27 protein-coding genes and 1 pseudogene are annotated in these 22,264 nt (G+C 74.2%); 16 read left to right on the top strand and 12 right to left on the bottom strand.

From position 1 onward, the window contains the following. Positions 1-265: 265 nt before the first annotated feature. Positions 266-829 (bottom strand): XRE family transcriptional regulator, encoded by a 564-nt coding sequence (locus tag AB0O91_RS16705; protein ID WP_363433066.1) that lies wholly within the window; start codon positions 827-829, stop codon positions 266-268. Positions 830-1,284: 455 nt separating this feature from the next. Here AB0O91_RS16705 and AB0O91_RS16700 point away from each other — a divergent pair, with 455 nt between their 5' ends. The 4 genes from AB0O91_RS16700 (at position 1,285) to AB0O91_RS16685 (ending at position 5,229) form a co-directional block, all read left to right on the top strand. After that, positions 1,285-2,193 (top strand): hypothetical protein, encoded by a 909-nt coding sequence (locus tag AB0O91_RS16700; RefSeq protein WP_363433063.1) that lies wholly within the window; start codon positions 1,285-1,287, stop codon positions 2,191-2,193. 89 nt (positions 2,194-2,282) lie between these two features. Next, positions 2,283-2,678: a hypothetical protein gene (locus AB0O91_RS16695; RefSeq protein WP_363433061.1), complete on the top strand. Its 396-nt coding sequence runs from the start codon at positions 2,283-2,285 to the stop codon at positions 2,676-2,678. A 43-nt stretch (positions 2,679-2,721) separates the two neighbouring features. After that, positions 2,722-3,717 (top strand): aldo/keto reductase, encoded by a 996-nt coding sequence (locus AB0O91_RS16690; protein WP_363433059.1) that lies wholly within the window; start codon positions 2,722-2,724, stop codon positions 3,715-3,717. Between the two features lie 219 nt (positions 3,718-3,936). After that, positions 3,937-5,229 carry an amidohydrolase family protein gene (locus tag AB0O91_RS16685; RefSeq protein ID WP_363433056.1) on the top strand — a complete coding sequence of 431 codons (1,293 nt, stop codon included), beginning with the start codon at positions 3,937-3,939 and terminating at the stop codon, positions 5,227-5,229. 60 nt (positions 5,230-5,289) lie between these two features. Here the strand turns inward: AB0O91_RS16685 and AB0O91_RS16680 are convergent, their stop codons facing one another. From AB0O91_RS16680 to AB0O91_RS16660, 5 genes and pseudogenes are all read right to left on the bottom strand, one after another. Beyond that, positions 5,290-5,946 (bottom strand): SDR family NAD(P)-dependent oxidoreductase, encoded by a 657-nt coding sequence (locus tag AB0O91_RS16680; RefSeq protein WP_363433054.1) that lies wholly within the window; start codon positions 5,944-5,946, stop codon positions 5,290-5,292. A 173-nt stretch (positions 5,947-6,119) separates the two neighbouring features. Next, positions 6,120-6,536 (bottom strand): annotated as a pseudogene (locus AB0O91_RS16675) (hypothetical protein); the annotation flags it as partial. A gap of 100 nt (positions 6,537-6,636) precedes the next feature. Then, positions 6,637-7,233, bottom strand: coding sequence for a DUF5919 domain-containing protein (locus AB0O91_RS16670; protein WP_363433051.1), 597 nt, complete (start codon positions 7,231-7,233; stop codon positions 6,637-6,639). An 85-nt stretch (positions 7,234-7,318) separates the two neighbouring features. After that, entirely contained in the window at positions 7,319-7,531 is a 213-nt protein-coding gene (locus AB0O91_RS16665) for a DUF397 domain-containing protein (protein ID WP_363433049.1), read from the bottom strand. Beyond that, the gene (locus AB0O91_RS16660; RefSeq protein WP_363433046.1) at positions 7,528-8,367 is read right to left on the bottom strand and encodes a helix-turn-helix transcriptional regulator; all 840 of its coding nucleotides are present in this window, start codon (positions 8,365-8,367) and stop codon (positions 7,528-7,530) included. The genes AB0O91_RS16665 and AB0O91_RS16660 overlap by 4 nt, the downstream gene beginning before the upstream one ends. Before the next feature lie 118 nt (positions 8,368-8,485). Here AB0O91_RS16660 and AB0O91_RS16655 point away from each other — a divergent pair, with 118 nt between their 5' ends. From AB0O91_RS16655 to AB0O91_RS16615, 9 genes are all read left to right on the top strand, one after another. Beyond that, positions 8,486-8,689, top strand: a complete 204-nt coding sequence (locus tag AB0O91_RS16655) for a hypothetical protein (protein ID WP_363433043.1) — start codon at positions 8,486-8,488, stop codon at positions 8,687-8,689. Then, positions 8,686-8,925 carry a hypothetical protein gene (locus tag AB0O91_RS16650; RefSeq protein ID WP_363433040.1) on the top strand — a complete coding sequence of 80 codons (240 nt, stop codon included), beginning with the start codon at positions 8,686-8,688 and terminating at the stop codon, positions 8,923-8,925. The genes AB0O91_RS16655 and AB0O91_RS16650 overlap by 4 nt, the downstream gene beginning before the upstream one ends. A 75-nt stretch (positions 8,926-9,000) precedes the next feature. Further along, entirely contained in the window at positions 9,001-9,468 is a 468-nt protein-coding gene (locus tag AB0O91_RS16645; protein ID WP_363433038.1) for an NUDIX domain-containing protein, read from the top strand. A 37-nt stretch (positions 9,469-9,505) separates the two neighbouring features. Next, a complete protein-coding gene (locus AB0O91_RS16640) occupies positions 9,506-10,297 on the top strand; it encodes a DUF4253 domain-containing protein (protein WP_363433036.1) in 792 nt (263 codons plus the stop codon). A gap of 17 nt (positions 10,298-10,314) precedes the next feature. Beyond that, entirely contained in the window at positions 10,315-10,872 is a 558-nt protein-coding gene (locus tag AB0O91_RS16635; protein ID WP_363433034.1) for an SMI1/KNR4 family protein, read from the top strand. 62 nt (positions 10,873-10,934) lie between these two features. Then, positions 10,935-11,531 (top strand): hypothetical protein, encoded by a 597-nt coding sequence (locus AB0O91_RS16630; protein ID WP_363433031.1) that lies wholly within the window; start codon positions 10,935-10,937, stop codon positions 11,529-11,531. 121 nt (positions 11,532-11,652) lie between these two features. After that, positions 11,653-12,213: a hypothetical protein gene (locus tag AB0O91_RS16625; RefSeq protein WP_363433029.1), complete on the top strand. Its 561-nt coding sequence runs from the start codon at positions 11,653-11,655 to the stop codon at positions 12,211-12,213. Positions 12,214-12,411: 198 nt separating this feature from the next. Continuing rightward, positions 12,412-12,609, top strand: coding sequence for a hypothetical protein (locus AB0O91_RS16620; protein ID WP_363433026.1), 198 nt, complete (start codon positions 12,412-12,414; stop codon positions 12,607-12,609). 68 nt (positions 12,610-12,677) lie between these two features. Beyond that, the gene (locus AB0O91_RS16615) at positions 12,678-13,223 is read left to right on the top strand and encodes an SMI1/KNR4 family protein (protein WP_363433023.1); all 546 of its coding nucleotides are present in this window, start codon (positions 12,678-12,680) and stop codon (positions 13,221-13,223) included. Between the two features lie 51 nt (positions 13,224-13,274). Here AB0O91_RS16615 and AB0O91_RS16610 read toward each other — a convergent pair whose 3' ends face one another. Then, entirely contained in the window at positions 13,275-13,862 is a 588-nt protein-coding gene (locus tag AB0O91_RS16610) for a hypothetical protein (RefSeq protein ID WP_363433020.1), read from the bottom strand. A gap of 149 nt (positions 13,863-14,011) precedes the next feature. Further along, the gene (locus AB0O91_RS16605; RefSeq protein ID WP_363433018.1) at positions 14,012-14,962 is read right to left on the bottom strand and encodes an RICIN domain-containing protein; all 951 of its coding nucleotides are present in this window, start codon (positions 14,960-14,962) and stop codon (positions 14,012-14,014) included. A gap of 268 nt (positions 14,963-15,230) precedes the next feature. On the opposite strand from AB0O91_RS16605, the gene AB0O91_RS16600 reads away from it, so the two are divergent. Next, the gene (locus AB0O91_RS16600) at positions 15,231-15,560 is read left to right on the top strand and encodes a DUF1330 domain-containing protein (protein WP_363433016.1); all 330 of its coding nucleotides are present in this window, start codon (positions 15,231-15,233) and stop codon (positions 15,558-15,560) included. 34 nt (positions 15,561-15,594) lie between these two features. On the opposite strand, the gene AB0O91_RS16595 is transcribed toward AB0O91_RS16600, so the two are convergent. Next, positions 15,595-16,530 (bottom strand): NAD-dependent epimerase/dehydratase family protein, encoded by a 936-nt coding sequence (locus AB0O91_RS16595; protein WP_363433014.1) that lies wholly within the window; start codon positions 16,528-16,530, stop codon positions 15,595-15,597. A gap of 151 nt (positions 16,531-16,681) precedes the next feature. On the opposite strand from AB0O91_RS16595, the gene AB0O91_RS16590 reads away from it, so the two are divergent. Then, the gene (locus tag AB0O91_RS16590; RefSeq protein WP_363433011.1) at positions 16,682-18,028 is read left to right on the top strand and encodes an ALF repeat-containing protein; all 1,347 of its coding nucleotides are present in this window, start codon (positions 16,682-16,684) and stop codon (positions 18,026-18,028) included. Positions 18,029-18,153: 125 nt separating this feature from the next. Here AB0O91_RS16590 and AB0O91_RS16585 read toward each other — a convergent pair whose 3' ends face one another. Both AB0O91_RS16585 and AB0O91_RS16580 read right to left on the bottom strand, forming a co-directional pair. Beyond that, positions 18,154-18,426: a hypothetical protein gene (locus AB0O91_RS16585; RefSeq protein ID WP_363433008.1), complete on the bottom strand. Its 273-nt coding sequence runs from the start codon at positions 18,424-18,426 to the stop codon at positions 18,154-18,156. Positions 18,427-18,466: 40 nt separating this feature from the next. Beyond that, a complete protein-coding gene (locus tag AB0O91_RS16580) occupies positions 18,467-18,700 on the bottom strand; it encodes a hypothetical protein (protein WP_363433217.1) in 234 nt (77 codons plus the stop codon). A gap of 119 nt (positions 18,701-18,819) precedes the next feature. Here AB0O91_RS16580 and AB0O91_RS16575 point away from each other — a divergent pair, with 119 nt between their 5' ends. After that, complete coding sequence (locus tag AB0O91_RS16575) at positions 18,820-19,341, top strand: peptidylprolyl isomerase (RefSeq protein WP_363433006.1); 522 nt, start codon at positions 18,820-18,822, stop codon at positions 19,339-19,341. A gap of 71 nt (positions 19,342-19,412) precedes the next feature. Here the strand turns inward: AB0O91_RS16575 and AB0O91_RS16570 are convergent, their stop codons facing one another. Beyond that, positions 19,413-22,094 carry a M4 family metallopeptidase gene (locus tag AB0O91_RS16570; protein WP_363433003.1) on the bottom strand — a complete coding sequence of 894 codons (2,682 nt, stop codon included), beginning with the start codon at positions 22,092-22,094 and terminating at the stop codon, positions 19,413-19,415. Positions 22,095-22,264: the final 170 nt, after the last annotated feature.

Genomic DNA, 22,264 nt, shown 5'->3' with positions numbered 1-22,264 from the left:
CCTCAGCGTGGACCGGTAGTCCCGGCCACCCCTCAAGTCACCCCACAAAGCCGATGCTCCCCTCCCCACCGCGCCCCTACGGTTCCATCGCCGACGCATCCGCACGTGCGTCCGGCGGTCCTGCGCCCGGCCCGGTCCTGCGCCCGGCCCCGACCTCCGGTGGCCCCGGCCCCGGGCGGTCCTGCGCCTCCCGGGCCCCGGTGGTCCGGGCCTCCGGTGGTCCGGGCCGTGACCGTCCGTCGGACGACCGGGGCCCGGCCCGCGGTCAGGGCGAGGGGCGTTTGCGCGCCGAGTCCCGGCGGGCGATCACGTCGACCAGCTCGCTGACGGTGTCCAGGCCCTCCGGGGACAGCCCCACCGCCCGCAGCGCCAGGCTGCGCACGCCCGCGTCGCGCAGCGCGCCCAGCAGCGCCAGCTCCTTGGCGATCTCCGCGCCCTGCCGCTCGTCGAAGAAGTACGCGGGCGGGACCTGGAAGAACTGGGCCAGCGCCTCCAGATGGCGCTTGGTCGGGTTGTCCCGGCGCCCGGTGCGCAGCTGCCACAGGTAGGTGGTGGAGAAGGACTCCCCGGTCGCCTCGCGGCAGGCCCGGGCCACCTCCTCGTTGGTGTACTGCTCGCGGTCGGGACGGCGGACGGTGTGGAACAGCGCCTCGATCCGGGCCGCCAGGCCGGTCGCCTCGGCGCCCGCCGCACCGCCCGGCTGCCCGTCCGGACCGCCGTCCGGACCGCCGTCCGGGTCCGGGCCCGGCTCGCCGCCCGGACGCCCGTTCAGCTCGGGTGGAGCGCCCTCCGGTTCCACCTGAACGCCGTCCCCCGTCGACTCCGTCATTCCCCACCTTCCTCACGCCCGGGCCCTCCACGCCGCGACCTCGATGGACGGGTAGGGCCGGCCAGGTCACGATAGCCGAACGGCATCAGCTGGCATGGATCCGAAGATACCCGTAATCAACGCCAGTTGACCCGCGTAGCGTCGGCTGACATCCTGGACCGGCAGGCCCGCAAGCGCCGCCGAGCCGAGCTGACGCGCCCTCACCTCACATCGCCCCGGCAGCGCCCGACGTTTCCACCGGACCGCCCGAACGACCTCGGGGCCCCGGTCGGGGAGGGCCGACTCCCGTGACACCGCACGCCGTCGACACACCGGACCCGGGCAGCCACCGCACACCCACCGCACCGTGCCGCACCGTGTCGCACCGCCGAACCGCTGCACCGCCGCACCGCCGCCCGCCGGGGACGGCCCGACCGGCCGCACCCCCGACGGCACGACGTGAGAAGGGGGCACCCGTGGACACCACACCACCCGGGGACGTCGCACCGCCCGCCAACACCGCGCCGCCCGCGCACACCGCGCCGCCCGGCCGCGTCCCGCCGCAGGGCCGCCCCGTGCCGCAGGGCCGCCCCGCGCCGCCTGCCGGGACACAACCGGGCGGGACACGGCCCGGCCGCCCCGCGCCGCCGTTCCGGCCGGAACCGCGGTCCGTCCGGCTGGCCTTCCTCTGGCGGGCCGCCGGGGCACCCGTCGGCTGCGTCCTCGCCCTCGCCATGGGCGTCGTGCTCGCCCAGACCGGCGTCGCCGGCCGCCTCGGCGCCGTCCCCGCCCTCCTGCTCTCCGGCACCGCCGTCCTCGGCATCGCCCTGCCCGTCCCGTACGGCTTCTGGCTGCGCGCCGACCCCGACGGCCTCACCCTGGTACGGGCCTTCGTCCCGCGCCGCTACCGCTGGCAGGACATCGTCGGCCTCACCATGGAGGCCGACGAGGACCCCGACTCCGGCGCCGCCCGGCTCGTCCTCCTGCTGCGCCTGGTCCCCGCCCGGACCGTCCGGGCCGCCCGCACGGCCCGGACGGTCCGGACGGCCGGCTCCGCATCCGCCGAGCGCGCGGCCCGCGTCCACGGACCGGTCCTCGGCATCCTCGGCACCACCCCCGACGGCCTGCCCCGCGGCACCGAACCCCGCGCCCTGGCCGAGCTGTTCGACCTGCTGCGCCGCCACGGCGTCCCGCTGGAGGACCCGCGCTACGCCGACCTCGTCCTGATCGCGCACGGCTACCCGGCCCTCGCCCGGCCCACCGCCACCCCCGCCCCGGCCCCCGGCACCGCCCCCGCGTCGGCCACCGCCGTCGCCCCCGGCACCGCCCCCGCGTCCGCCCCCGCGTCGGCACGGCCCGGGGCGACCCGCTCGCCCTCCGCCTGATCCGCTGATCCTCCGTACGCCCCGCATCCGTTGACCCCGACGAGGGGCGCGTCCGACTCGCGGCGCGCCGCGAGGACGGGAGGGCGAACGTGCTCAGGTTCCACGGCGCGTGGCGGATCACCGTGGTCGGCCGCTACGCCGACTTCGACCCGCGGGCCGTCGTCCGCGGCCCGCACCGCACCCGCATCCTGCCCGGCCGGCCCGGCGCCGTCCTGGAGGTGGACGAGGAGAGCTGGACCCTCACCCTCGAACACCGCCCGCGCGGCCGCACCTGGCGGCCCAACCTGCGCACCACCCCCGGGCCGCTCACCGAACGCGACGGCGTGCGCAGCCGGTTGCTCACCAGCAACGACTGCCACTGGCCGGGAAAGCCGCCGGCCTACGTCAACTTCGTGCTGCGCCTGGAGCAGGCCGTCGACCCCGGGACGCCGGCAGCGGCCCCGGCGGCCGGTCCCGCCGCCGCCCCGCTCCCGGTAGTCCCCTAAAGTCGCAGGTGAGCACCGTCGCGCCCGGCCGAGGAGAACCACCATGCAGACCGAACCCGCCACCCCGGCCCCCGCCCGCCCGCACGCCGCGCGCCTGGGCCTCGGCACCGCGGCGGTCGGCCGGCCCGGCTACATCACCCTCGGCCGCGCGGGCGACCTGCCCGCCGAACGCACCGTCGAGGCCCTGCGCGAGCGCACCCACGCCCTGCTCGACGCCGCGTTCGCGGCCGGTGTGCGCTACTTCGACACCGCCCGTTCCTACGGCCGGGCCGAGGAGTTCCTCGCCCAGTGGCTCACCGGACACCCGCAGGCGGCCGCCGAGGTGACGGTCGGCAGCAAGTGGGGCTACACCTACACCGCCGACTGGCGCACCACCGGCGTCGAGGCGCACGAGGTCAAGGAGCACAGCACGGCGGTGTACGACCGTCAGATCGGCGAGAGCCGCGCTCTGCTCGGCCCGCGCCTGGACGTCTACCTGGTCCACTCCGTCACCCCCGACAGCCCCGCCCTCACCGACCCCGCGCTGCACCGGCGCCTGGCCGCGCTCGCCGCCGAGGGCGTCCGGGTGGGCCTGTCCACCAGCGGCCCCGCCCAGGCCGACACCATCCGCCGGGCGCTGGCCGTCACGGCCGACGGCCGCCCGCTGTTCACCGCCGTCCAGGCCACCTGGAACCTGCTGGAGACCTCCGCCGCCCCCGCCCTCGCCGAAGCCCACCGGGCGGGCCGGCTGGTCGTGGTCAAGGAGGGCATGGCCAACGGCCGCCTGGCCGGGCGCAACGCCACCGGTCCGGACACCGCCGCCCTGCGCGCCCTCGCCGCCCGCACCGCCGCCGCCCCCGACGCCCTCGCCCTGGCCGCGGCCGCCGCCCAGCCCTGGGCCGACGTCGTGCTGTCCGGCGCCGCCACCCTCGACCAGCTCACCTCCAACCTCGCCGCGGAGCGGATCCCCCTCACGCCGGAGGACCTCGCCGCCCTCGCCCCCATGGCCGAGCCCGCCGACGCCTACTGGCGCACCCGCTCCGCGCTGCCCTGGGCCTGAGCGCACCCGGGGCCCGTGACCGCGGGGCGGGACACGCCGCGTTCGGAGCAACGTCGTCGACCGCCCCGCCCGGCCACGACACGCTGTGCTCCCCGGACACGGTCGTGCTCGCAGGCGGGCACGCCTCCCCTCCCGCCGGCGCCGAGCGGCTCGCACCGTCGCGTGCCGTCGCGTGCCGCCGTGTACCGCCGCGTGCCGTCCGGCCACGAGAGGAAGAGCGTGTCCCCACAGCAGCCCCCGGCGCCGATCCTGATCGAGAACGTGCGCGTCTTCGACGCCGTCGGCCCCGGCCCCGACCTGACCGGGCCGACGTCGGTGCTCATCGAGGACCGACGGATCAGCGCGATCGGCCGGGTGACCCCGCCGGCCGGGCACACCGTCGTCATCGCGGGCGGCGGCCGGGTCCTCATGCCGGGCCTGACCGACGCGCACGTGCACCTCTTCGCGGCCGGCAACACCGCCCTGGGCCTGACCGCCGGGCCCACCGGCACCGGCTACTACCGCGCGCTCGCCGAGGCCGAGCGGATGCTCCTGCGCGGCTTCACCACCGTCCGGGACATGGCGGGCGACGTCGCCTCGCTGCGGCAGGTCCTGGACGCGGGGGTCTTCCCCGGCCCGCGGATCTACCCCAGCCAGGCGGCGATCTCCCAGACCTCCGGGCACGGCGACTTCTCCCACGTGTACGAGGACGCGAAGACCTTCTCCTGCGGCGTGAACTCCCGCGCCGAACAGATCGGCTTCCTGCGGGTCGCCGACGGCCGCGACCAGGTGCTCGCGGCCGTGCGCGAGCAACTCAAGCGGGGCGCCGCCCAGATCAAGGTCATGGCGGGCGGCGGGGTGACCTCCCCCTACGACCCGCTGGACGCGCTCCAGTACACGCCGGACGAACTCAGGGCCGCGGTCGAGGCCGCCGCGGACTGGGGCACCTACGTCTGCGCGCACGCCTACACCGACGAGAGCATCCGCCGCGCGGTCGCCGCCGGGGTCAGGTCGATCGAACACGGCCACCTCGCCGCCGGCCGCGAGACCCTGCGGCTGATGGCGGACGAGGACGTGTGGCTGAGCACCCAGCCCTTCGTCGAGAGCGACCACGAACTCCCCGACCCGGACGGCGCCGAGCAGAACCGGCAGGTCTGCGAAGGCGTCGCGCGCACCTTCGAGTGGGCCCGGAGCGAGGGCACCAAGGTCGCCTTCGGCACCGACCTGCTGCTCGAACCCGAGAAGGCCGGCCGGCAGAACGAGATGCTCACCCGGCTGTCCACCACCTTCGGCTTCCCGCCCGCCGAGGCGCTGCGGACCGCCACCTCCGGCAACGCCGCGCTCTTCCGCCTCGCCGGCGAACGCGACCCCTACAAGGCGGCCCGGCTCGGCGAGATCACCGAGGGCGCCTGGGCCGACGTCCTGCTCGTCGACGGCGACCCCACCCGGGACCTCGGCGTACTCGGGGACCCGGAGGGGAACCTCGCCGTCATCATCAAGGACGGCCGCGTGTACAAGAACCTGCTCGGCTGACCGGGCCGCCGGGCCGGTCGTGCCGCCGGGCCGGTGGGCCGGTGGGCCGGTGGTGTCGGTTCAGCCGCGGTGCACGACCTCGTGCTCCCAGGCCTCCCGCGGCTGGGTGTGCAGCCGCCAGTAGTGCTCGGCGATGACGTCGGGGTCGAAGGCCGTGCCCGGTGCGACCGGCCCGTCCACCGTCACGCTCGCCGCGTGGACCCCCGAGGCGCCGTACGTCTGGTCCAGCAGCGTCACGAGCGCGCGCACGCCGGCCTTGCCGAGGGAGAGGCTGACGTACGCCGGCTTGGGGTCGGGCATGCCGCCCGTGACCAGGACCGTGCCCCGGCCGCGCCCGGCCATCCCCGGGGCGACGTGCGCGGCGGCCGTCAGCGCGCCCACCACGTTGACCGCCCAGGCGTCCAGGTGCTCGCGCGCGGACAACTCCCCGACGGTGTCCGGCCGGATCAGCGCGGCGTTGTAGACCAGGACGTCCGGCGGCCCCAACTCCTGGGCCAGGCCGTCCAGGGCGGCGCGCAGGGCGGCCTCGTCGGTGCTGTCCGCCGTACGGGCCGCGACCGCGCCGCCGCCACCGGCACGCAGGACGGCCTCGGCGGCGGCCCCGGCCGTCGCGTCGGTGCGGGCGACGACCCCGACCGGCAGCCCCTCCCGGGCGAAACGACGGCCCACCGCCTGCCCGATCCCCGGCCCGGCCCCGATGACCACTGCTCCTGCCATGACGCTCCTCCTCGACCCGCTGATCTCGCCGCGCCGTCCTTCGACGCGGCCGCTTCCGGACGAGCGAACAGCCGTGCACCACAAGCGCATTCCCCTGCCCCACCGGGCGCGTCCGGCGGGCGGGGGCGGAGTGGGAAGTCGGCGGGCCCGACTTCCTGTGCGGGGGCGACCGGCTACTCAGAGGGCGGCGTGCTGTACCGGGCCAGGGTCTCGCCAGCCGTGGACCTGTCGAGGAGCCGGAGGTCCCAAGGGCCGGTGTTGACGTCGAACTCCTTGCCGAAGCCGACCCATTGGCCGGCCATGCGCCGACCGGTCGGATCGACCAGCAGCTGAACGGCCCCGTGGTAGCGGGCGCCCCGGTAGTAGCCGTCCGGCGCGGTCTGCTCGACCCAGGTACCGGTGACGATGTTCCGGTCGACGGTCAGGTCGAAGGAGAGCGGGGAACCGGGGTTGGACGACGCGCCGGGCAGCGAACGGCCCGTGATGCGGTTGCCGTGCTGGGTGAGGACGACATGGTGCAGGCCGGTGAAGGTGCTGTCGCGGCCGCTGCTGAAGAACTCGTAGCTGCTCAGCCATACTCCGCAGTGGTCCTCGCCCGTCGGGGCGGGATCCACCTGCACCGGTACACCCGGCTTGCCGTTGGCCATGACGTGCCTCCTGGGGGAGTAGGAAGTCGGCAGGGTCGACTTTCTATGCGGGGGCCGGGGTGGAGTGGATGTCGCGGCCCCGGGACCAGAGTTCCTCGATGTGCCCGGCGAAGCGGTCGAACATGCCGCCCTCCGCGCTGCGCCGCAGGTGCATGAGCGGGGAGTCATGGCCGACCGTGCGGGCCAGGTGCGGGGTGACGAGGGCATGCTCGTCGAAGCGGAAGACGGACAGGCCGACATGGTTCGGACCGTCCTCCGGGTCACTGAACCGGGCTTCGACGCCCGCGGTGCCGGAGAGCTCGGCCAGGTTCTCCAGCGTGACCCCGATCCGGGTGGACACGGTGAGGGTCACGTCCTCGATCTGCTCACGCTGACGCGTCGTGTCGGATGCCGGGTCACCGAGGAGGAAGCGCACCCGGCAGCCGCTCCCGGCCTTGCGGCGCAGGGTCTGCACGAGCGCGGGCTGCTCCAGCCAGACGAAGTAGTTGGTGTATCCGGCGAGGAAGATGTCGGACCGCGCCTCGGCGATCAGCTGCGCCCACACCGACCGGGGGCAGGCCGAGCGGTACGGGTAGACGGCGAACACCTCCCGGTCGTGCCCGGTTTTGACGTTCGACTGGAGGAGGGAGGGCAGGAGCACGGTTCACCAACCCTGGTCTCGGTGTTGGAGGAGCTGGAGATGGCGCTGCCGCCCCGGCTCGGGGCGGCAGCGCCGTCAACTGCGGTCAGCGGGCGTCGAATTCACCGGTGCGGACGGCGGCGACGAAGGACTGCCAGGCGGCGGCGGGGAAGACGAGGGCGGGGCCGGAGGGGTCCTTGGAGTCGCGGACGGGCATCACGTTCGGGAAGCCAGGAGCGACCTCGATGCACTGACCCCCGTCGGTGCTGTGGGAGGACTTGACCCAGCGTGCGGAGGACAGATCGAGGCTGGAGCTCATGGTGCCAGTTCCTTCCGGATGCTTCCGATCATGCCCAGGGACTCGACCCTGGGCGGCGCGTCTACTTGGAGGCGATCGTATCTCCTGCGCCACGTCACGACAGTGGCCCGATCCCGTTCGAGGAAGCCCCGGTGCAGGGTCTCGGTGTATCCGATCTGGGTTCCCTCTCCGACGGTCAGCAGTGTGACGGCCGAGCGGAACGACCGGTGGACGCCCATGGTGAAGGGGACGACCTGCAGCAGGACGTTCGGCATCCGGTGGGCCAAGTCTTCGAGGTACTGGAGCTGTTCGGCCATTACGGAGGGACCGCCGAGCTGCCAGCGCAGAGCGCTCTCGTCGAGGGCGACGAAGATCAAGGGCGGAGATGCGCGTTCCAGGAGCTTCTGCCTGGTCATCCGGTAGTTGAGACGTTCCTCGGCCTGCTCGGCGGTGACCTCGCCCAGCTCCACGGCGCCCGCCAACTCGGCCTCGGCATAGGCCCGGGTCTGGAACAACCCTGGGATGGCGCCGATTTCGAACAGCCTTATCTCCGTGGCCTGGGCCTCGTGCTTGGTGAACTCGGCGAATCCCTCGGCGAGACCGGCGCTGTTGGAGGCCTGCAGCCACATCAGCGTCAGTGAGCCGTGGGTGCCGAGGACTTCATCCGCCTTCTCGGCGAAGAGTCTCGACACCTGCTTCGTGGCAGTTTCAGCGACGGAGACCGTGGACGGGTGGCAGCCCATGCGCCTCGCGAGCTGCTTCTGGGTGAGGCCGACCGCCCGTCGTGACCTGCGGAGCAGCACTCCGAAGGGGGCCCAGCGGCTTGACTCCGGGTCAATTTCCTTGATGTTCACCATGGGTGCTCCAACTTGGATGCCCTGAAGGACAAGTCCAATTCCACTTCCGATGCTAGGTGACTCCGGGCCACCATGTGCAACAGAACGTGAAACTACGATCGCAGAGAGTTCGACTGCCATGGCTCATGCCCAAGTCCCCCGTCTCCACGGCTACGGCGTCCTGTGGGACACCGGTGACCGCTGCTACCGGGTGCGCAACGAGATGACCGACGAGTGGCTGCTGGACGCCGCCACCGGCGAGCGTGCCCGCTACTCCTCCTTCAACGCGGCCTTCAGCGCGTGGCGTTGCTTCGAAATCCACAAGCGGCCGGGGGAGCGGTGACCCTCTCGCGGATCACGGCCGAGCAGCGCCGGCAGGCCGCCGCCGTCCTGGACGACCTGACCACCGTCCTCGCGCTCGGCCGGGTCCAACTCCCCACCCTCGAGGTCGACTGGGACACCGGCCGCCAGAGCTGCGAGTACCTGCTCCACCTCACCGCCCGGCCCCTCGACCTGCTGCGCGTCGTGGACCTGCTGCGCAAGGGCCTGCGCTACGAGCGCCTCACCTATGACGACTGAACTCCTCGCGCGCATCGCCTGGTTGGCCGCGTTCGGCGTCGTCCTCCTCTGTGCCCTCAGAAAGTGAACCCCCTCATGCACGACCCCCGTCTGCTCGCCAAGCCCCCCATCTGCCGCCTCGGCTGCCTCGTCCTGCTGCGCAACCAGCGCGGCGACGTCCTGCTCGTCGACCCCGACTACCTGGACGGCATGATCCTGCCCGGCGGTCCCGGCAAGGCCAACGAGCCCCCGCACCGCGCCGCCGCCCGCCACCTCCATGCCCAGACCGGCATCATCGCCCGCCTCACCCACGTCACGGCCCTGGACTACAACCCGGCCGACCGCAACCTGGAGCGCCTGGCCCTGGTCTTCGACGGCGGCACCGTGCGCGACGAGCACCCCGTCACCGTTCCGCCCCAGCACCGCAGCCGCCTGCACGGCGCCCGCTTCGTGCCCGTGCGCGAACTCCCGCGCCAGATGGCGCCCTCCCAGGCCGCCCGTGTCACCGAAGCCCTGGCCGGCCGCACCCTGCCCCTCCTCCAACACGGCCAACGCCCCGACTGACAGGCAGGTGTCAGTGCCCACTCCTACGGTGGGCGGCATGACCTGGCCTTTCGACGTCGCCCCGCCCGTCCCGTTGCCGCCCGGCCGTCCCGTCCTCGCCGACGAGAGGCCGCTGCTGTGGATCAGCGACGGGCCGGCGCCCGTCGGCCTGTGGGAGCAACTGCACCGCGCGCACCCGCAGAGCGGGCTGTGGCCGCTGCTGCTGAGCCCGCTGGACGACGCGGACCCGGCGTTCCGGCCGTGGCTGTCCGGGGAGCTGTACCCCGAGCTGGTCTCCGACTTCGAGTGGTACAACCCGGCCGCCCTGCTGCGCACCTGGTGGGAGACGGGCGGCGAGGACGACGACGAGTACGGCGACGACGACGGGGAACTCGCCGAGGCCCTCGCCCCCTACGGCCTGCGCTGGCCCGGCACCGCCCCCGCCGTCCCCCTCCCGGACGGCGCGGCCGGCGCCGAGGCCCGCGGCCTGGCCGGGGCGCTGTGCTCTGTCAAGGACGTGCGGCTGGGCCTGGTGCGGGCCCGCAGCGGCGCCGAGGCGCTGGCGGTGTGCGGCTGGAGCGGCCCGGCCAACCACGTGGGCGACACCGCCAAGATCGCCGCCGTACTCGCCGACTGGGAGCGCCGCTTCGGCGCCCAGGTCGTCGAAGTCGGCTTCGACACCCTCCAGTTGAGCGTCCCGGTTCCGCCCACCAATCTCGCGGAGGCCCTGCCCCTGGCCGCCGAGCACGTCGCCCTGTGCCCCGACCAGATCCAGCACGGCGCCCCCACCCTCACCGCCTATGCCGAACTGCTGGTCGACTCCCACCAGTGGCACTTCTGGTGGGACTGACCGGGAAGGGCGGAGGGATGAGCAGCACCCTCGGCCGGCTCGGGGAGCTGATGGGCGACCCGGGGCGGGATCGCGTCGAGGTGCCGTGGGAGAGGTCCGTCGAGCGGCTCGGCATCGAACTTCCTGCGGATTTCCGGGAGTTCGTGGAGCGGTGCGGGCGGGTCGAGTACTCGGGTGACCTCCTGGTGGTCGCGCCGTCGCTCAGGGCCGGGGTTGCGGACGGGGAGAGGTTCGACGGCCTCCACCAGTTCAACAGGGACGTCGGGGAGATGCTGGAGGAGTGGTACGGCTGGGACGGGGTGGACGGTCGTCCGTACGAGCCGTTTCCGGCGGAGGGGTGTCTGCTCGCCTGGGCGAACAACACCTCCTCCGACTACTTCTGCTGGGACACCTCTGCCGGGGAGCCCGATCAGTGGCCGGTGGTGGTGTGGCGTTTCGGCATCAGTGAGTGGGTCCGGTTCGACGGCGGCATGACCGACTTCCTCGCCGCTGTCCTGACGGGCGAGTTCCCCGACTCCGACGAGCTGATCGACCGGTCGATGAGCGCCGACGCGTGGCTCTCGCGCTCGCCCTGAACGGTCCGGGAAGCGGAACCGGCGTTTCCGCGGGGCCCGAGCCGGAGGGGAGGATAGGGCCCATGGCAGCCACATTCGACATCGATGGACTCCTGGAGCTCATGCCCCCGCACGAGGGCGCCGGTGAGGCCGGTGACTGGGCGGTGGTGGAGCAGGCGTGGGGCTTCCGGTTCCCGCGTGACTACATCGAGTTCATCACCCGGTACGGGCAGGGAGGCATTGAGGACTGCATCTCGGTCCTCGCTCCTGACGAGCTGGTGCCACCGGATGCCCCGCAGCCTGGCATGCGCGGCATGACGGAGGAGGCGCGCTGGCTGTTCGAGGAGGACGGCGAGCCGACCGACGAGGTGAGGTCGGCCGAGCAGATCGTCGCCTGGGGAGGTTCCTGCACCGCGGACACCCTGGGCTGGCTGACGACCGGTGACGACCCCGACGCGTGGCCGGTGCTGGTCCTCGGCCGGAACGGCGGCGCACCCAGGGTCTATGACATGGGGATGGTGGAGTTCCTCCGCGCGATGCTCAGAGCGGAGATCGACCCGTGCCCCGTCGGCATCACCGACGCCTGGGGTTGTGCGTCCCCCCGGTTCGTCCACTGGCGGCTGGAACGGCAGCGGAGGCGCGACAGGCTCGACCCGCTGACCGGCGCGCCGAGGAACTGACACACCCCGGAGCTGCCCTTCGACGCCAGGGGAGCGGGACATGACCGCCGATACGATCATCCAGGTCCGGTGAGTTCGAGGGGATTCGGAGGGGCGACCCCACCAGGTCGTCAGAAGGAACATGAGTGTGGAGCTCGTCTGTCTGTCGGAGATCCTCGGGGAGCCGGTGCGAAGGCCTGCCACGACCCCCTGGGAGCGGTCGGTCGAGGAAGTCGGCTTCGCCTTCCCCTCGGACTACCGGGAGTTCGTGGACCGGTACGGGTGCGTGCGGATCAACGGCGAGCTGTCCGTCGCGGTGCCGACTCTGCGTTCCTACGACGGTGGGTCGATCGTCGGTTTCCCGGGCTTCGTGTGTCTGACCACGGAGGGGATCGCCGCGGAACTGGCCGCTGACGACGGCTGCCCGTACCCCGTCCACCCGGAGCCTGGTGGGCTGCTTTCCTGGGGGTCCAACCTCAACGCGGACCAGTTCTTCTGGCTGACTGAGGGCGACGATCCGGACGCTTGGCCGGTGGTGGCGTTCTACCGGAGCCTGGAGGAATGGGACCGCTTCGACGGCGGCTTCGCGGCCTTTCTCCTCGCCGTCGTCGACGGTACGTACGCGTACACGGACGAAGTGGCGCCGCCCGGCGCCGATGAGCCGCTGTTGCGTTGCCAGGGTGACTGGAACTGGGTGGAGTAGCAGGCGGGCTGTGATGTGGAGGGGGGTGAGGAGAGGACGAGCGGTATCGGTCGGCTCGCGGAGATCATGGGTGATCCCGGGCGTGAGCGCTCGGAGGTGGACTGGGCGGGGGGATGGTACGAGTGGAATCCAGAGCTCGGCCGCCCGTAGGAGCCTTTCCCCAAGGAGGGCTGTCTGCTCGCCTGGGCCAACAACACCATGTGTGACTACTTCTGCTGGGACACTTCGGTCGGAGACCCCGAACAATGGCCGGTGGTGGTGTGGCGCTTCGACACCAGTGAGCTGATCCCCTTCGAGGGTGGCATGGCCGATTTCCTCACCGCTCTCCTGACGGGCGAATTCCCCGATGCCCGCGAGATGATCAACCCGTCCGTTCCCCAGTGGCGGTCGCGGTAGCCCGGAACGGTCCGTGAAGTGGAACCGGCGTTTCCGTGGTGCCCGGACCGGAGTGGAGGATGGGTCCCGTGGCAGGCAACTTCGACATCAACAGGTTGATCGGGCTCATGCCCCCGCACGAGGGGGCCGGTGAGGCCGGTGACTGGGCGGCGGTGGAGCAGGCGTGGGGCTTCCGGTTCCCGCGTGACTACACCGAGTTCATCACCCGGTACGGGCAGGGGGAGATCGACCGGTCCCTCGCCGTGTTCGCCCCCGACGAGCTGATGCCGGCGGGTGCCCCGCAGCCGGGCATGCGCGGCATGACGGAGGAAGCGCGTTGGCTCTTCGAGGAGGGCGGGGAGCCCACCGAGGAGGTGCGCTCCGCCGGGCAGATCGTTGCCTGGGGCGGTTCCTGTACCGCCGACGTCCTCGGTTGGTTGACGGTCGGTGACGACCCCGACGCGTGGCCGGTCCTTGTCCTCAGTCGGGACGGCGGTGCGGCCCGGGTCTTCGCCGCGGGGATGGTCGAGTTTCTCCACGGACTGGTCTCGGGCGGGATCAGTCCGAGCCCGGTCGGCGCCGTCGTCGCGTGGGGAGAGCGGCCGCCCCGGTTCGTCCACTGGCGGGACGAGTAGGGGAGGACCTGCCGCCGGGATGACGCACGGTCATCCCGGCGGGCCGGTGGGTCAGCCGTGTGGGGTGACCGGGCCGAGGGTGATGACGGGGCCGATCGGGCGGCAGCCGTCCCAGGTGATGGCCTGGCCGGGTGGGCAGGGGGTGTCGGTCCGGACCGGCTTGGGGGTTTCCGGGACCGGCCGGGGCGGGACGGTCGGGTCGAAGTGCGGCGGTGGGGCCGCCTGCTTGGCCGCGGGCTGCTTGGTCGCCGGAGCGGCTTGAGCCGCCGGAGCCGCGGGGGTGTTGGTGGCGCGCGGGCGGGGCGGGGCGGGCTTGGGGGCGGCGGGCTCGGGCGCGGCTTCGGTCTCCGGCCCGGTCTCGTCGGCGGCCGGCGCCACCGTGGGCGTCTCGGAGGGGAGTTCGGCCGGAGCGGTCGGCGTCGGCGCCTCGGCGGACGGGGAGGCCGACGGCGAGGCGGTGGGGGCGGCTGCCGGGCTGGGGCTCGACGTGGCCGCCGCGTCCGGTGCGGCCGGGGTGGTGCCCGTCGTGCCGGTGAGCAGCAGCGCCCCGCCGAGCCCGGCCGCACCGAGGACGCACGCCCCCGCCGTGACGGCCAGGGCCTGTCGGCGCCGCTTCGTTCTGCCGTCGTCCTGTGGCATCCGTTCCACCCCGTTCACCTGGTCACCTGTTCGAGCTGGACGGATGCTATACGAACCGTCAGGAGTGCGGGCGAACGGGTGGGGGCGGGTGCCGTCGGTCGGCGCCCGCCCCCGGGTGGTCGGTCAGTGGTGGTGTGCCGTCAGGGTGGTCAGTTCCACGGGTTGGCCGGCTGGTCGTCGATCGCGGTCCAGAAGCGGGTCTGGGTGGGCAGGGTGCCGTTGGCCCACAGGCCCCAGCCGGAGGCGTCGTGGAACTCCGTCATCCGGAAGCCCGACCCGAAGGAGGTCGCGCACAGCTGGTCGGCGGCGGCCCGGCTGCCCAGCTGGGTGCCGGCCACCGGCGCGGTGGCCTTCACCTCGCCGCCGGCCCAGCTGTGGAAGCCGCTGGTGGGCACGCCCGCCGGGGCGGGGCGGCCGTCCTTGCGCAGGCACAGCACCGGCAGCTGGGTGCCGGCCGGGGTGTCGCCCTGGTAGGCGTTGCTCGACGCGTCGTTGCCGACGTGCACCACGTTGTCGGCGCGCTGCTCCAGGTTCGCCCAGGTCATGCCCTTGTGGGCGCCGACCGGGCCGAACAGGGCCTCGTAGCTGCTGCGGTAGATGTTCCACTGCTGGTAGGCGCCGTCGTTGCAGCCGAACATGTAGAGCTTCCAACCGCCGAAGTTCTTCGCGGTGTTGTCCAGGCACAGCGAGCTGGCCACGTTCTGGATCCGCACCCCGACCATGTCGTACTTCGCGGTCTGGCCGGCCGCCGTGTACGGGGTGATCCGCCACATCTGGCTGGTCACGTTCGCGTAGCACTGGGTGCCGCTCGGGCGGTCGTCGGAGGCGGTCAGGCAGGAGCGCCGGTCGGCGTCGTTGTTGATCGTGTAGAAGCCGCTCCAGCCCGGGACCGGGGTGAACACCCACTTGCCCGGGTTGTTGGAGGGCGCGCAGGGGTGCATGTCCTGGGTGTCCCACACCCGGCCGTCGGGACAGCGTTCGGAGGCCTGGTTGAACAGGACCGTCGCGGGGGTGTCCGCCGAGGCGGCGCCGGGGGCGAGGGCCAGGCCGCCCAGGGCGAGTGCGGCCGACAGGACGATGCGTCGGATGAGAGCGCGCAAGGGATCTCCAGGTCGAGGGGGTCGAGAGGGTCGAGGGGGTCGAGGGGAGCGGGGCCGGGGCGGTACGGCCGGCCGACCGGCACCCACTCTGTCAGGGGCCTGTCACCCGTTGGTATCCGAGCTTTCTCGGACCCGCGCCGCACCCCCTGCCCCCGGCGGCTACGTCACCCCCTGCCGATACGTGACGGATTCGGCCGGGCCCTGCGGCCGCCTACCGTCGGAGGGGTCGGCGGGAACCGCCCGCCACGACCCCACGGGAGCAGCAGCCATGACCGCCTACGCCCTGGCCCAGGTCCACTCCGCCCAGATGTGCCCCGACATCGTCGAGTACCTGGAGCGGATCGACGCCACCCTCGACGCGTTCGGCGGCCGCTTCGTCGTGCACGGCGGCAAGTTCGAGGCGCTGGAGGGCAGTTGGGGCCCGCTCGGGCTGATCCTGATCGAGTTCCCGGACTACGGGCGGGCCCGCGCCTGGTACGACTCGCCCGCCTACCGGGAGATCCTGCCGCTGCGCACCCGGCACATGGTGGCCGACGTGGTCCTCGCCGAGGGTGTGCCGGCCGGGTACCGGGGCGCGGACGGCCTCAAGGGGCACTGAGGGAGCGGGTGTTGGGCGAGAGGGGCGCCAGGGGTCAGGACCGCTCGCGCCACCAGGCGACGGTGGCGGCGAGCTGCTCCGCCAGCGGGGTCGCGCGGACGGTGAAGGCGGCCTCGTAGGCGGTGGAGTCGACGACGAAGGGGCGGTCGAACTGGTAACGGGTCTCGCGCAGTTCGCGCAGCAGCGGGGAGAACAGGCCGGCCACGGCGAGGGTGGCGGGGGAGAGGCGGCGCACCGCGACCGGGCCGGTGCCGGCTTCGGCGGCGAGGCGCTCGACCATGGTGCGCACGGGCAGGGCGGGGGCGGTGGGGACGTGCCAGGGGCGGCCCCAGGCGGTTTCCTCGGCGGCGACTTCGGCCATCGCACGGGCCACGTCCGGCAGGTAGGTCCAGCTGTGCGGGGCGTCCGGGTCGCCGAGGACGGAGACCGGACGGCCCTTCAGTAGGGCGGGCACCGCGCGGGAGGCGAGGTGGCCGCCGTCGGTGACGCCGGGGCCGAAGAAGTCGGAGGCGCGCACCTCGACGGCGCGGATCCGCCCGGCCTCGTGCAGGGCCCGGGCCTGTTCCCAAACAGCCGCGCGGACACGGCCCTTGGGGCCGGTGGCGGCGAGCGGGAGGCCTTCGGTGAGCGGGCCCTCGACCGGGCCGTAGCCGTAGAGGTTGCCGAGCATCACCAGCACGGCGCCGCTGTCCTCGGCGGCCGCGCACAGCGAGGCGGCGAGGGCGGGCCAGTCGTCGGCCCACCGGGGCAGCGGCGGTGCGGCGCAGCCGTGGATGGCGGCGGCGCCGCGGGCGGCCGGGGTCAGTTGTGCGGGGTCGCTCGCGTCGAGGGCGAGGTGTTCGACGCCGTCGACGGGGGCGACGGGGTGCTCGGTGCGGGTGACGACCCGGACCTCGTGGCCCTGACCGGCCAGCAGGCGGGCGGTGGCGGCCCCGGCGGGCCCGTGTCCGACGACCAGATGGAAGCTCACCCGCCCCACCCTAGGGCGTTTCCCGACCGGGTGTGACGTGCTTGCGGAGGGTCTGGGGCGGGCGGCAAATATCTGGTATGGCGAACGTAAAAAACGATCTATGCTGTGCGGCGTTCATGATCTCTTCACAGGAAGACCCAGGTCCCGCTGCATGAAGCTGCCCAAGGTGTCCGCCGTCGTCGCGGCCGCCGTTCTGGCCCCCGCCGTGCTGTTCCCCTCCTCCGCCTCGGCCGCCGAAGCCCCTCAGCCGGGCGGGGTCTCCGGCCCTGACACCGCCTCCGGCTCCGCGCCGGACGTGGCCCCCGCCGGCGGCACCGGCACCGGCACCGGCACCGAGGCCGACGGGCAGGAGCAGCGCGACCGGGCCGAGGTCCAGAAGATCCTGGCCGACAAGAACTCCAGCCGCTACGTGCGCGAGGGGGCCGAGGCGGCGCTCAAGGGCGGCGCGGATGATCTGCGGCGCTTCCTGACGGTCGGCCTGCCCAGGATCCGGATGGACGACCTGCGGGTGGAGCTCCTCCGGGCCATGGACGTCGGCGGCCCGGCCGTGCGCGCGGGGGGCAGCAAGGCGCTGGACAACGGCGACGCGGCCGTCGTGAAGTTCATGGCCGAGGGCCTGGCCGCCGCCCAGGCCGAGGACGCCGACCGGGCCGCGATCGAGAAGATCCTGGCCGACAAGGACACCGGCCCCGGGGTGCGCGCGGCGGCTGAGAAGGCGCTCAAGGGCGGGGCCGCCGAGCTGCGGCACTTCCTGGAGGTCGAGCTCGCCAAGAACCGCGGCGACGACAACCGGGTGAAGGTCTCCCAGATCCTGGCCAACGGCGGCCGCGAGGCGCGCGAGGGCGCCCAGAAGGCGCTGGACGGCAGCGACGCCGACGTCGCCAAGTGGCTCGCCGAGGGCTGGCCGGCCGCCAAGGCCTCGGACGACCGCGTCGCGGTGTTCGTCGCCCTGGCGGACAAGAACACCGGCCCGCGCGTCCTGGAGGGGGCCAAGAAGGCGCTCACCGGCACCCCGGCCGACGTCGCCGCCTTCCTGGAGGAGCTGCCCAAGCTGCGCGCCTCGGACAACCGGATCAAGGTCTCCCAGCTGATGGAGACCGGCGGCCCGGCGGTGCGCGCGGCGGCGGGCAAGGCGATGGAGGGCAGCGACGCCGACATCGCGAAGTTCCTCGCCGAGGGCTGGGCCACGGCCCGCGCCGCCGACGAGGCCGCCGGGAAGCCCGCGGACAAGCCGGCCGACAAGCCCGCCGACCAGGGTGCCGGGCAGCAGGGCCAGGGCGCCCAGCAGCCGCAGACCGTCCAGCCGGCCGCGCTGACCGGCACCACTGGTAGCACCGGCAGCACCGGCACCACCACGGCCGTCACGGGCACCGGCGCCGGCTCGCTCGCCGCCACCGGGGCCGAGGGCCTCGGCTGGGAGGCCGGCGGCGCCGCCGCGGCCCTGGCCGCGGGCGCGGCCATGGTCGTCGCCTCCCGCCGCCGCTCCGCCGAGCGCTGACACCCGAGCGCTGACACCCGGGCGCCGACACCGGAGCGCCGACACCGGAGCGCCGACACCGGAGCGCCGACACCCGGGCGCGTCCCCGGCCGCCGTGGCACCCCACGGCGGCCGGGGCCACGGCATCAGCCCCCGGCGAACCTGCGCGCGAGCTCCTCGCGCCACCGGGCCGCGTTGCTGCCGTCCAACTGCCCCGCGAAGGCCCGGCGGGCGTCCGCCACCAGCTCCTCATCCGTGTGCCGCCGCGCGCCGTAGCCGATCGCCGCGTCGTACACCGCCCACAGCGCCCGGTCGGTCGGATCGTCCAGGCCCAGGCAGTCCGGCACGCCGCGCCCGGCCAGGGCGTCGGCCAGCGCCGCCTCGAAGACCCGCCGCAGCCGCTGCTGCTCCTCCGTCACCCGGTCCTCCGTCACCGCCCGGCCCCCGCCCCGTCCGGTCTCAGGCCCCGTCGCCGCCCCCGCCGTCGCCGCCCCCGCCCCCGCCGAGGAACGGCGGATCCCGCCGCTCCCGCCGACGCCGGCTGCGCGCCGCGCCGCGCAGCAGCTCGCCCGCGCCGAGCGTCACGGCCGCGACCACGCGCGCCCAGCGCGGCCCGCCCCGCTGCGCCCACACCACGCACCCGCACCCCGCGAGCACCAGTACCAGCAGCCCGACCAGCACCGCTCCGACCACCACAGCCACCCCTTCCCGTCCGCCCGGCGGCTCAGCCCGGCCGGTTCGGCTGCGAATCATCCCATGTGCCAGGATGCCGTCCGACCACCGCAGCAGCCGCTACGAAGAAGGAGACACCCGTGGCCAACGCCCGGTTCGCCATCCTGCACACCACCGCGGGCCCGATCCGGCTGGAACTGTTCCCGTTCCACGCGCCGAAGACGGTCCGCAACTTCGTCGAACTCGCCGAGGGGCAGCGGGAGTACACCGACCCGCGGACCGGCGGGGCGGGCAGCGGCCCGTACTACGACGGCACGACCTTCCACCGGGTGGTCAAGGGCTTCATGATCCAGGGCGGCGACCCGACCGGCACCGGCACCGGCGGCCCGGGCTACGCCTTCGCGGACGAGTTCCACCCGGAGCTGTTCTTCACCCGGCCCTACCTGCTGGCCATGGCCAACTCCGGCCCGGGCACCAACGGTTCGCAGTTCTTCATCACGGTGGGCACCCCGGCCCACCTCAACCGCAAGCACACCATCTTCGGCCAGGTCGCCGACGCCGCCTCCAAGGCCGTGGTGGACGCGATCGCCGCCGCCCCCGTGGACGGCGAGCGCCCGGTCGAGGACGTGGTGGTCAACAAGGTCGAGATCACGTACGCCTGACGCCCGCGGGGCCGCGGGGCACGGTCGCCCCACGGCCCCACGGCCCCACGGCCCCGCAGGGCGGGAAGCGGTCAGCAGCGGCCCGCCGGGCGCTCACGGGTCACCAGGTCGGCCCGGCCACCGGTGGCGTCCAGCCACACCACCCGGGTGCCCCGGTCGGCCGCCACCGAGTACTGGCCGCCGCGGTCGCAGGAGACCCGCTGCGGCGTGCCGCCGGCCAGCGGCACCTGCCACACCTTGGGCATCGCGGCGTTGGTCCACTCGCCGGCCGGCCTCGGCGGGGTCAGCTGGTAGCTGACGGCCTGGTCGGAGGCGGTCAGCGTGGAGTCCCACCGGGGGGCCTGCGGGGAGTCCGCGGACACCACGTCCACGATGCCCGAGCCGTCCGCCGCCCCGGAGCGGATGGTGCCGGGCGCGGCCGGGTCGACAGGGGTGTCCAGCCAGACCAGGCGCCCGCCGGCCAGCAGGGTGGAGCCGGTGCGGCTGGGCCCGGAGCCGGCCGGGGCGTGCGCGGTGTACTGGGCGGTGACCTTCCCGGCCGCGACGGAGTACACGGTCGGCGCGTACACCGTCCGGTCGCCGTCCTGCCAGCTCTCGGTCCAGCCGAGCAGGCCGTCGCGCACGGTCAGGCCGGTGGCGGAGTGCCCCTCGGGCAGCGGGAGTTCGACGGCCGGGGCGCCGCCGTGCAGCAGGTAGGGCCGGCTGCGGTGGGTGGTGCGGTCGGAGAGCAGGTAGGCGGTGTCCGGGCCGGAGACCTGGACGGCGCCGACGTCCTCGGTGGTGCGCAGCAGGCTGCGCACCGGGCCGGCGCCGCTGAGCGGGGCGGTGAGGATCTCCGCGCCCGGGCCCTGGGAGCCGCCCTGGGCGATCCAGACGGCGGTGGTGCCGTCGGTGGCGGCCCAGCTGTGGAAGCGCCCGTCCTGGGGGCTGAGCCGGACCGGCCCGCCGCGGCCGTCGAGGGTGCCGGTGTACAGCCCGTTGCCGTCCGGCCCGTCGGCCAGGATCAGCCAGTGGCCGCCGGCGGCGACCGGGACGGACATGCTGCCGGGGATCTTCGTCAGCAGGGTGCGGGCGTCCAGGCCGATCCGCTGCTGCCAGCCGGTCCGGATCCCGTGGGCGTCGAAGGCTGCTGCGACGGCGCGCAGTTGACGCTTGTCCAGGCCCTGGTCGCGGCCGGCGGCGAGCACCGCGTCGCGCCCGGCCAGGAAGTCGTCGTTGGGGGTGAGGTAGTCGGTGAGGGCGTGGTAGACGAGGCGGTCGGCGGTGAGCGGGTCGAGGGTGCGCCGTACGTCCCACAGGGCGCCGCCGAAGATGGTGGAGTTCAGGTGCACCCCGCCGTTGTCGACGTTCAGGGTGCCGACGAAGTCGTCGACGGTGGTGCGGTGGTCGTCCAGGCGGCGGGTCGCGCACTCCTGCGGGGTGCCGGTGGGGCACAGGCTCTCGCCCAGCAGCGGCGCGGTGGGGTCGTCCATCGCGATGCCGCGGGCGGTGACCTCGATGGCGTTGCCGAAGTAGTCGGCCAGCGCCTCGTCCATGGCGCCGGACTGGCCGAAGTAGTTCAGGCCGGCGGTGGCGGTGATGACCGCGTGGGTCATCTCGTGCCCGGAGACGTCCAGCGCGGCGGAGTAGGGGTAGTGGCCGGGGGCGGCGCCGTAGATCATCTTGTGGCCGTCCCAGAACGCGTTCGGGTACGGCTTGCCGCCGTCGGACACGTTGACCACCGAGACGATCGGGCCGCCCTTGCCGTCCAGGCCGTCGCGGCCGAGGCGGTCGTGGTAGAAGTCGTATACGATCCCCGCGTTGACGTGGGCGTCGGTGGCGCCGTGGTCCCCGGTGGCGGCGGGGAAGGCGGGGGTGGGGGAGGAGACGGGGGCGGCGTCGGAGGGCATGACGTGGTCGAAGTCGCCCTCGTCGCGGCCGCCGGCGTCGTAGGTGGTGATGGCGGCGGGCCGGGTGAGGTCGGTGAGCTGGTAACTGCCGTCGGGGCGCTCGGCGATGTTGACGGCGGTGCTGCGCCCGCGCGCGTCGGGGGCGGTGCCGGTGGCGGGCTTGAGGCCGTCGGCTCGGGCCGTGGCGCCGCCGGTCGGGGCGGCCGGTGCCGGGGCGGGGCGGGGCGCGCGGGCGTCGAACGCGGCGGCGACGGTGCCGGAGACGGCGTCCACGTACACCTCGCGGGCGGTGCCGGCCGCGGGGCGCACGGTGTAGTGCTCGGTCAGCCGGCCCGGGCCGCCGGGCAGGACGACCGCGCCGAGGTCCTCGGCAGTGGCGCCGGTGCGCTGCCGGGGGTCGCTCAGCGCGTCGATCGCGGCGCGGCGCAGGGCGTCGGCGGGGACGGCGGGGGTGGTCGGGGCGGTCAGGCCGGTGTAGTAGCGCCCGCCCGCCGACTCGACGTGCTGGGCGGCGCCCCGGCCGGCCAGGTGCACCAGGTACTGGCCGCCGAGGACGGGTATCCCGCCGTGGCGCTGCTCGAACCTGACGGTGCGCCGGCCGTCCGGGCCGGGGGTGGAGGCGAGTTCGGTCAGCTCGCCGGTGTCGACGTGGTAGCGCTCGGGGTGGGCCGCCAGGTGGGCCCGGGCGGCCTGGGCCGGGTCGCCGGGGGCGGGGTCGGCCAGGCCGGTCACCAGCTGGGGCGCGGCGGTGTCCTGGCCCTCCACCAGGGCGGGCACCGGGTCGGCGTCGGGGCCCGGCGCCGGGGCGGCCAGGGCGGTCGGCGCGGTCAGGGCCAGCGCCACGGTGGCGGCGGCGACGGCCAACGCGCGTGCGGTACGCGGATGTTGGGGCACGGCGGTCCTCTCGCGTGCGGGTACGGGGAGGCGACGGCGCGTGATGGCGCGTCGCCGCACCCACAATAGGCAGTCAGGCGACATATGTCGATGTACGGCCTATCGGGGGCGGGTGCGGGGCCGTGCCCGGGCCTGCCGCC

Source organism: Kitasatospora sp. NPDC089797 (genome assembly GCF_040684795.1).
Classification (GTDB): Bacteria; Actinomycetota; Actinomycetes; order Streptomycetales; family Streptomycetaceae; genus Kitasatospora.
The sequence above is the reverse complement of the archived record's forward strand: the minus strand, read 5'-3'. Positions and strand labels throughout refer to the sequence as shown.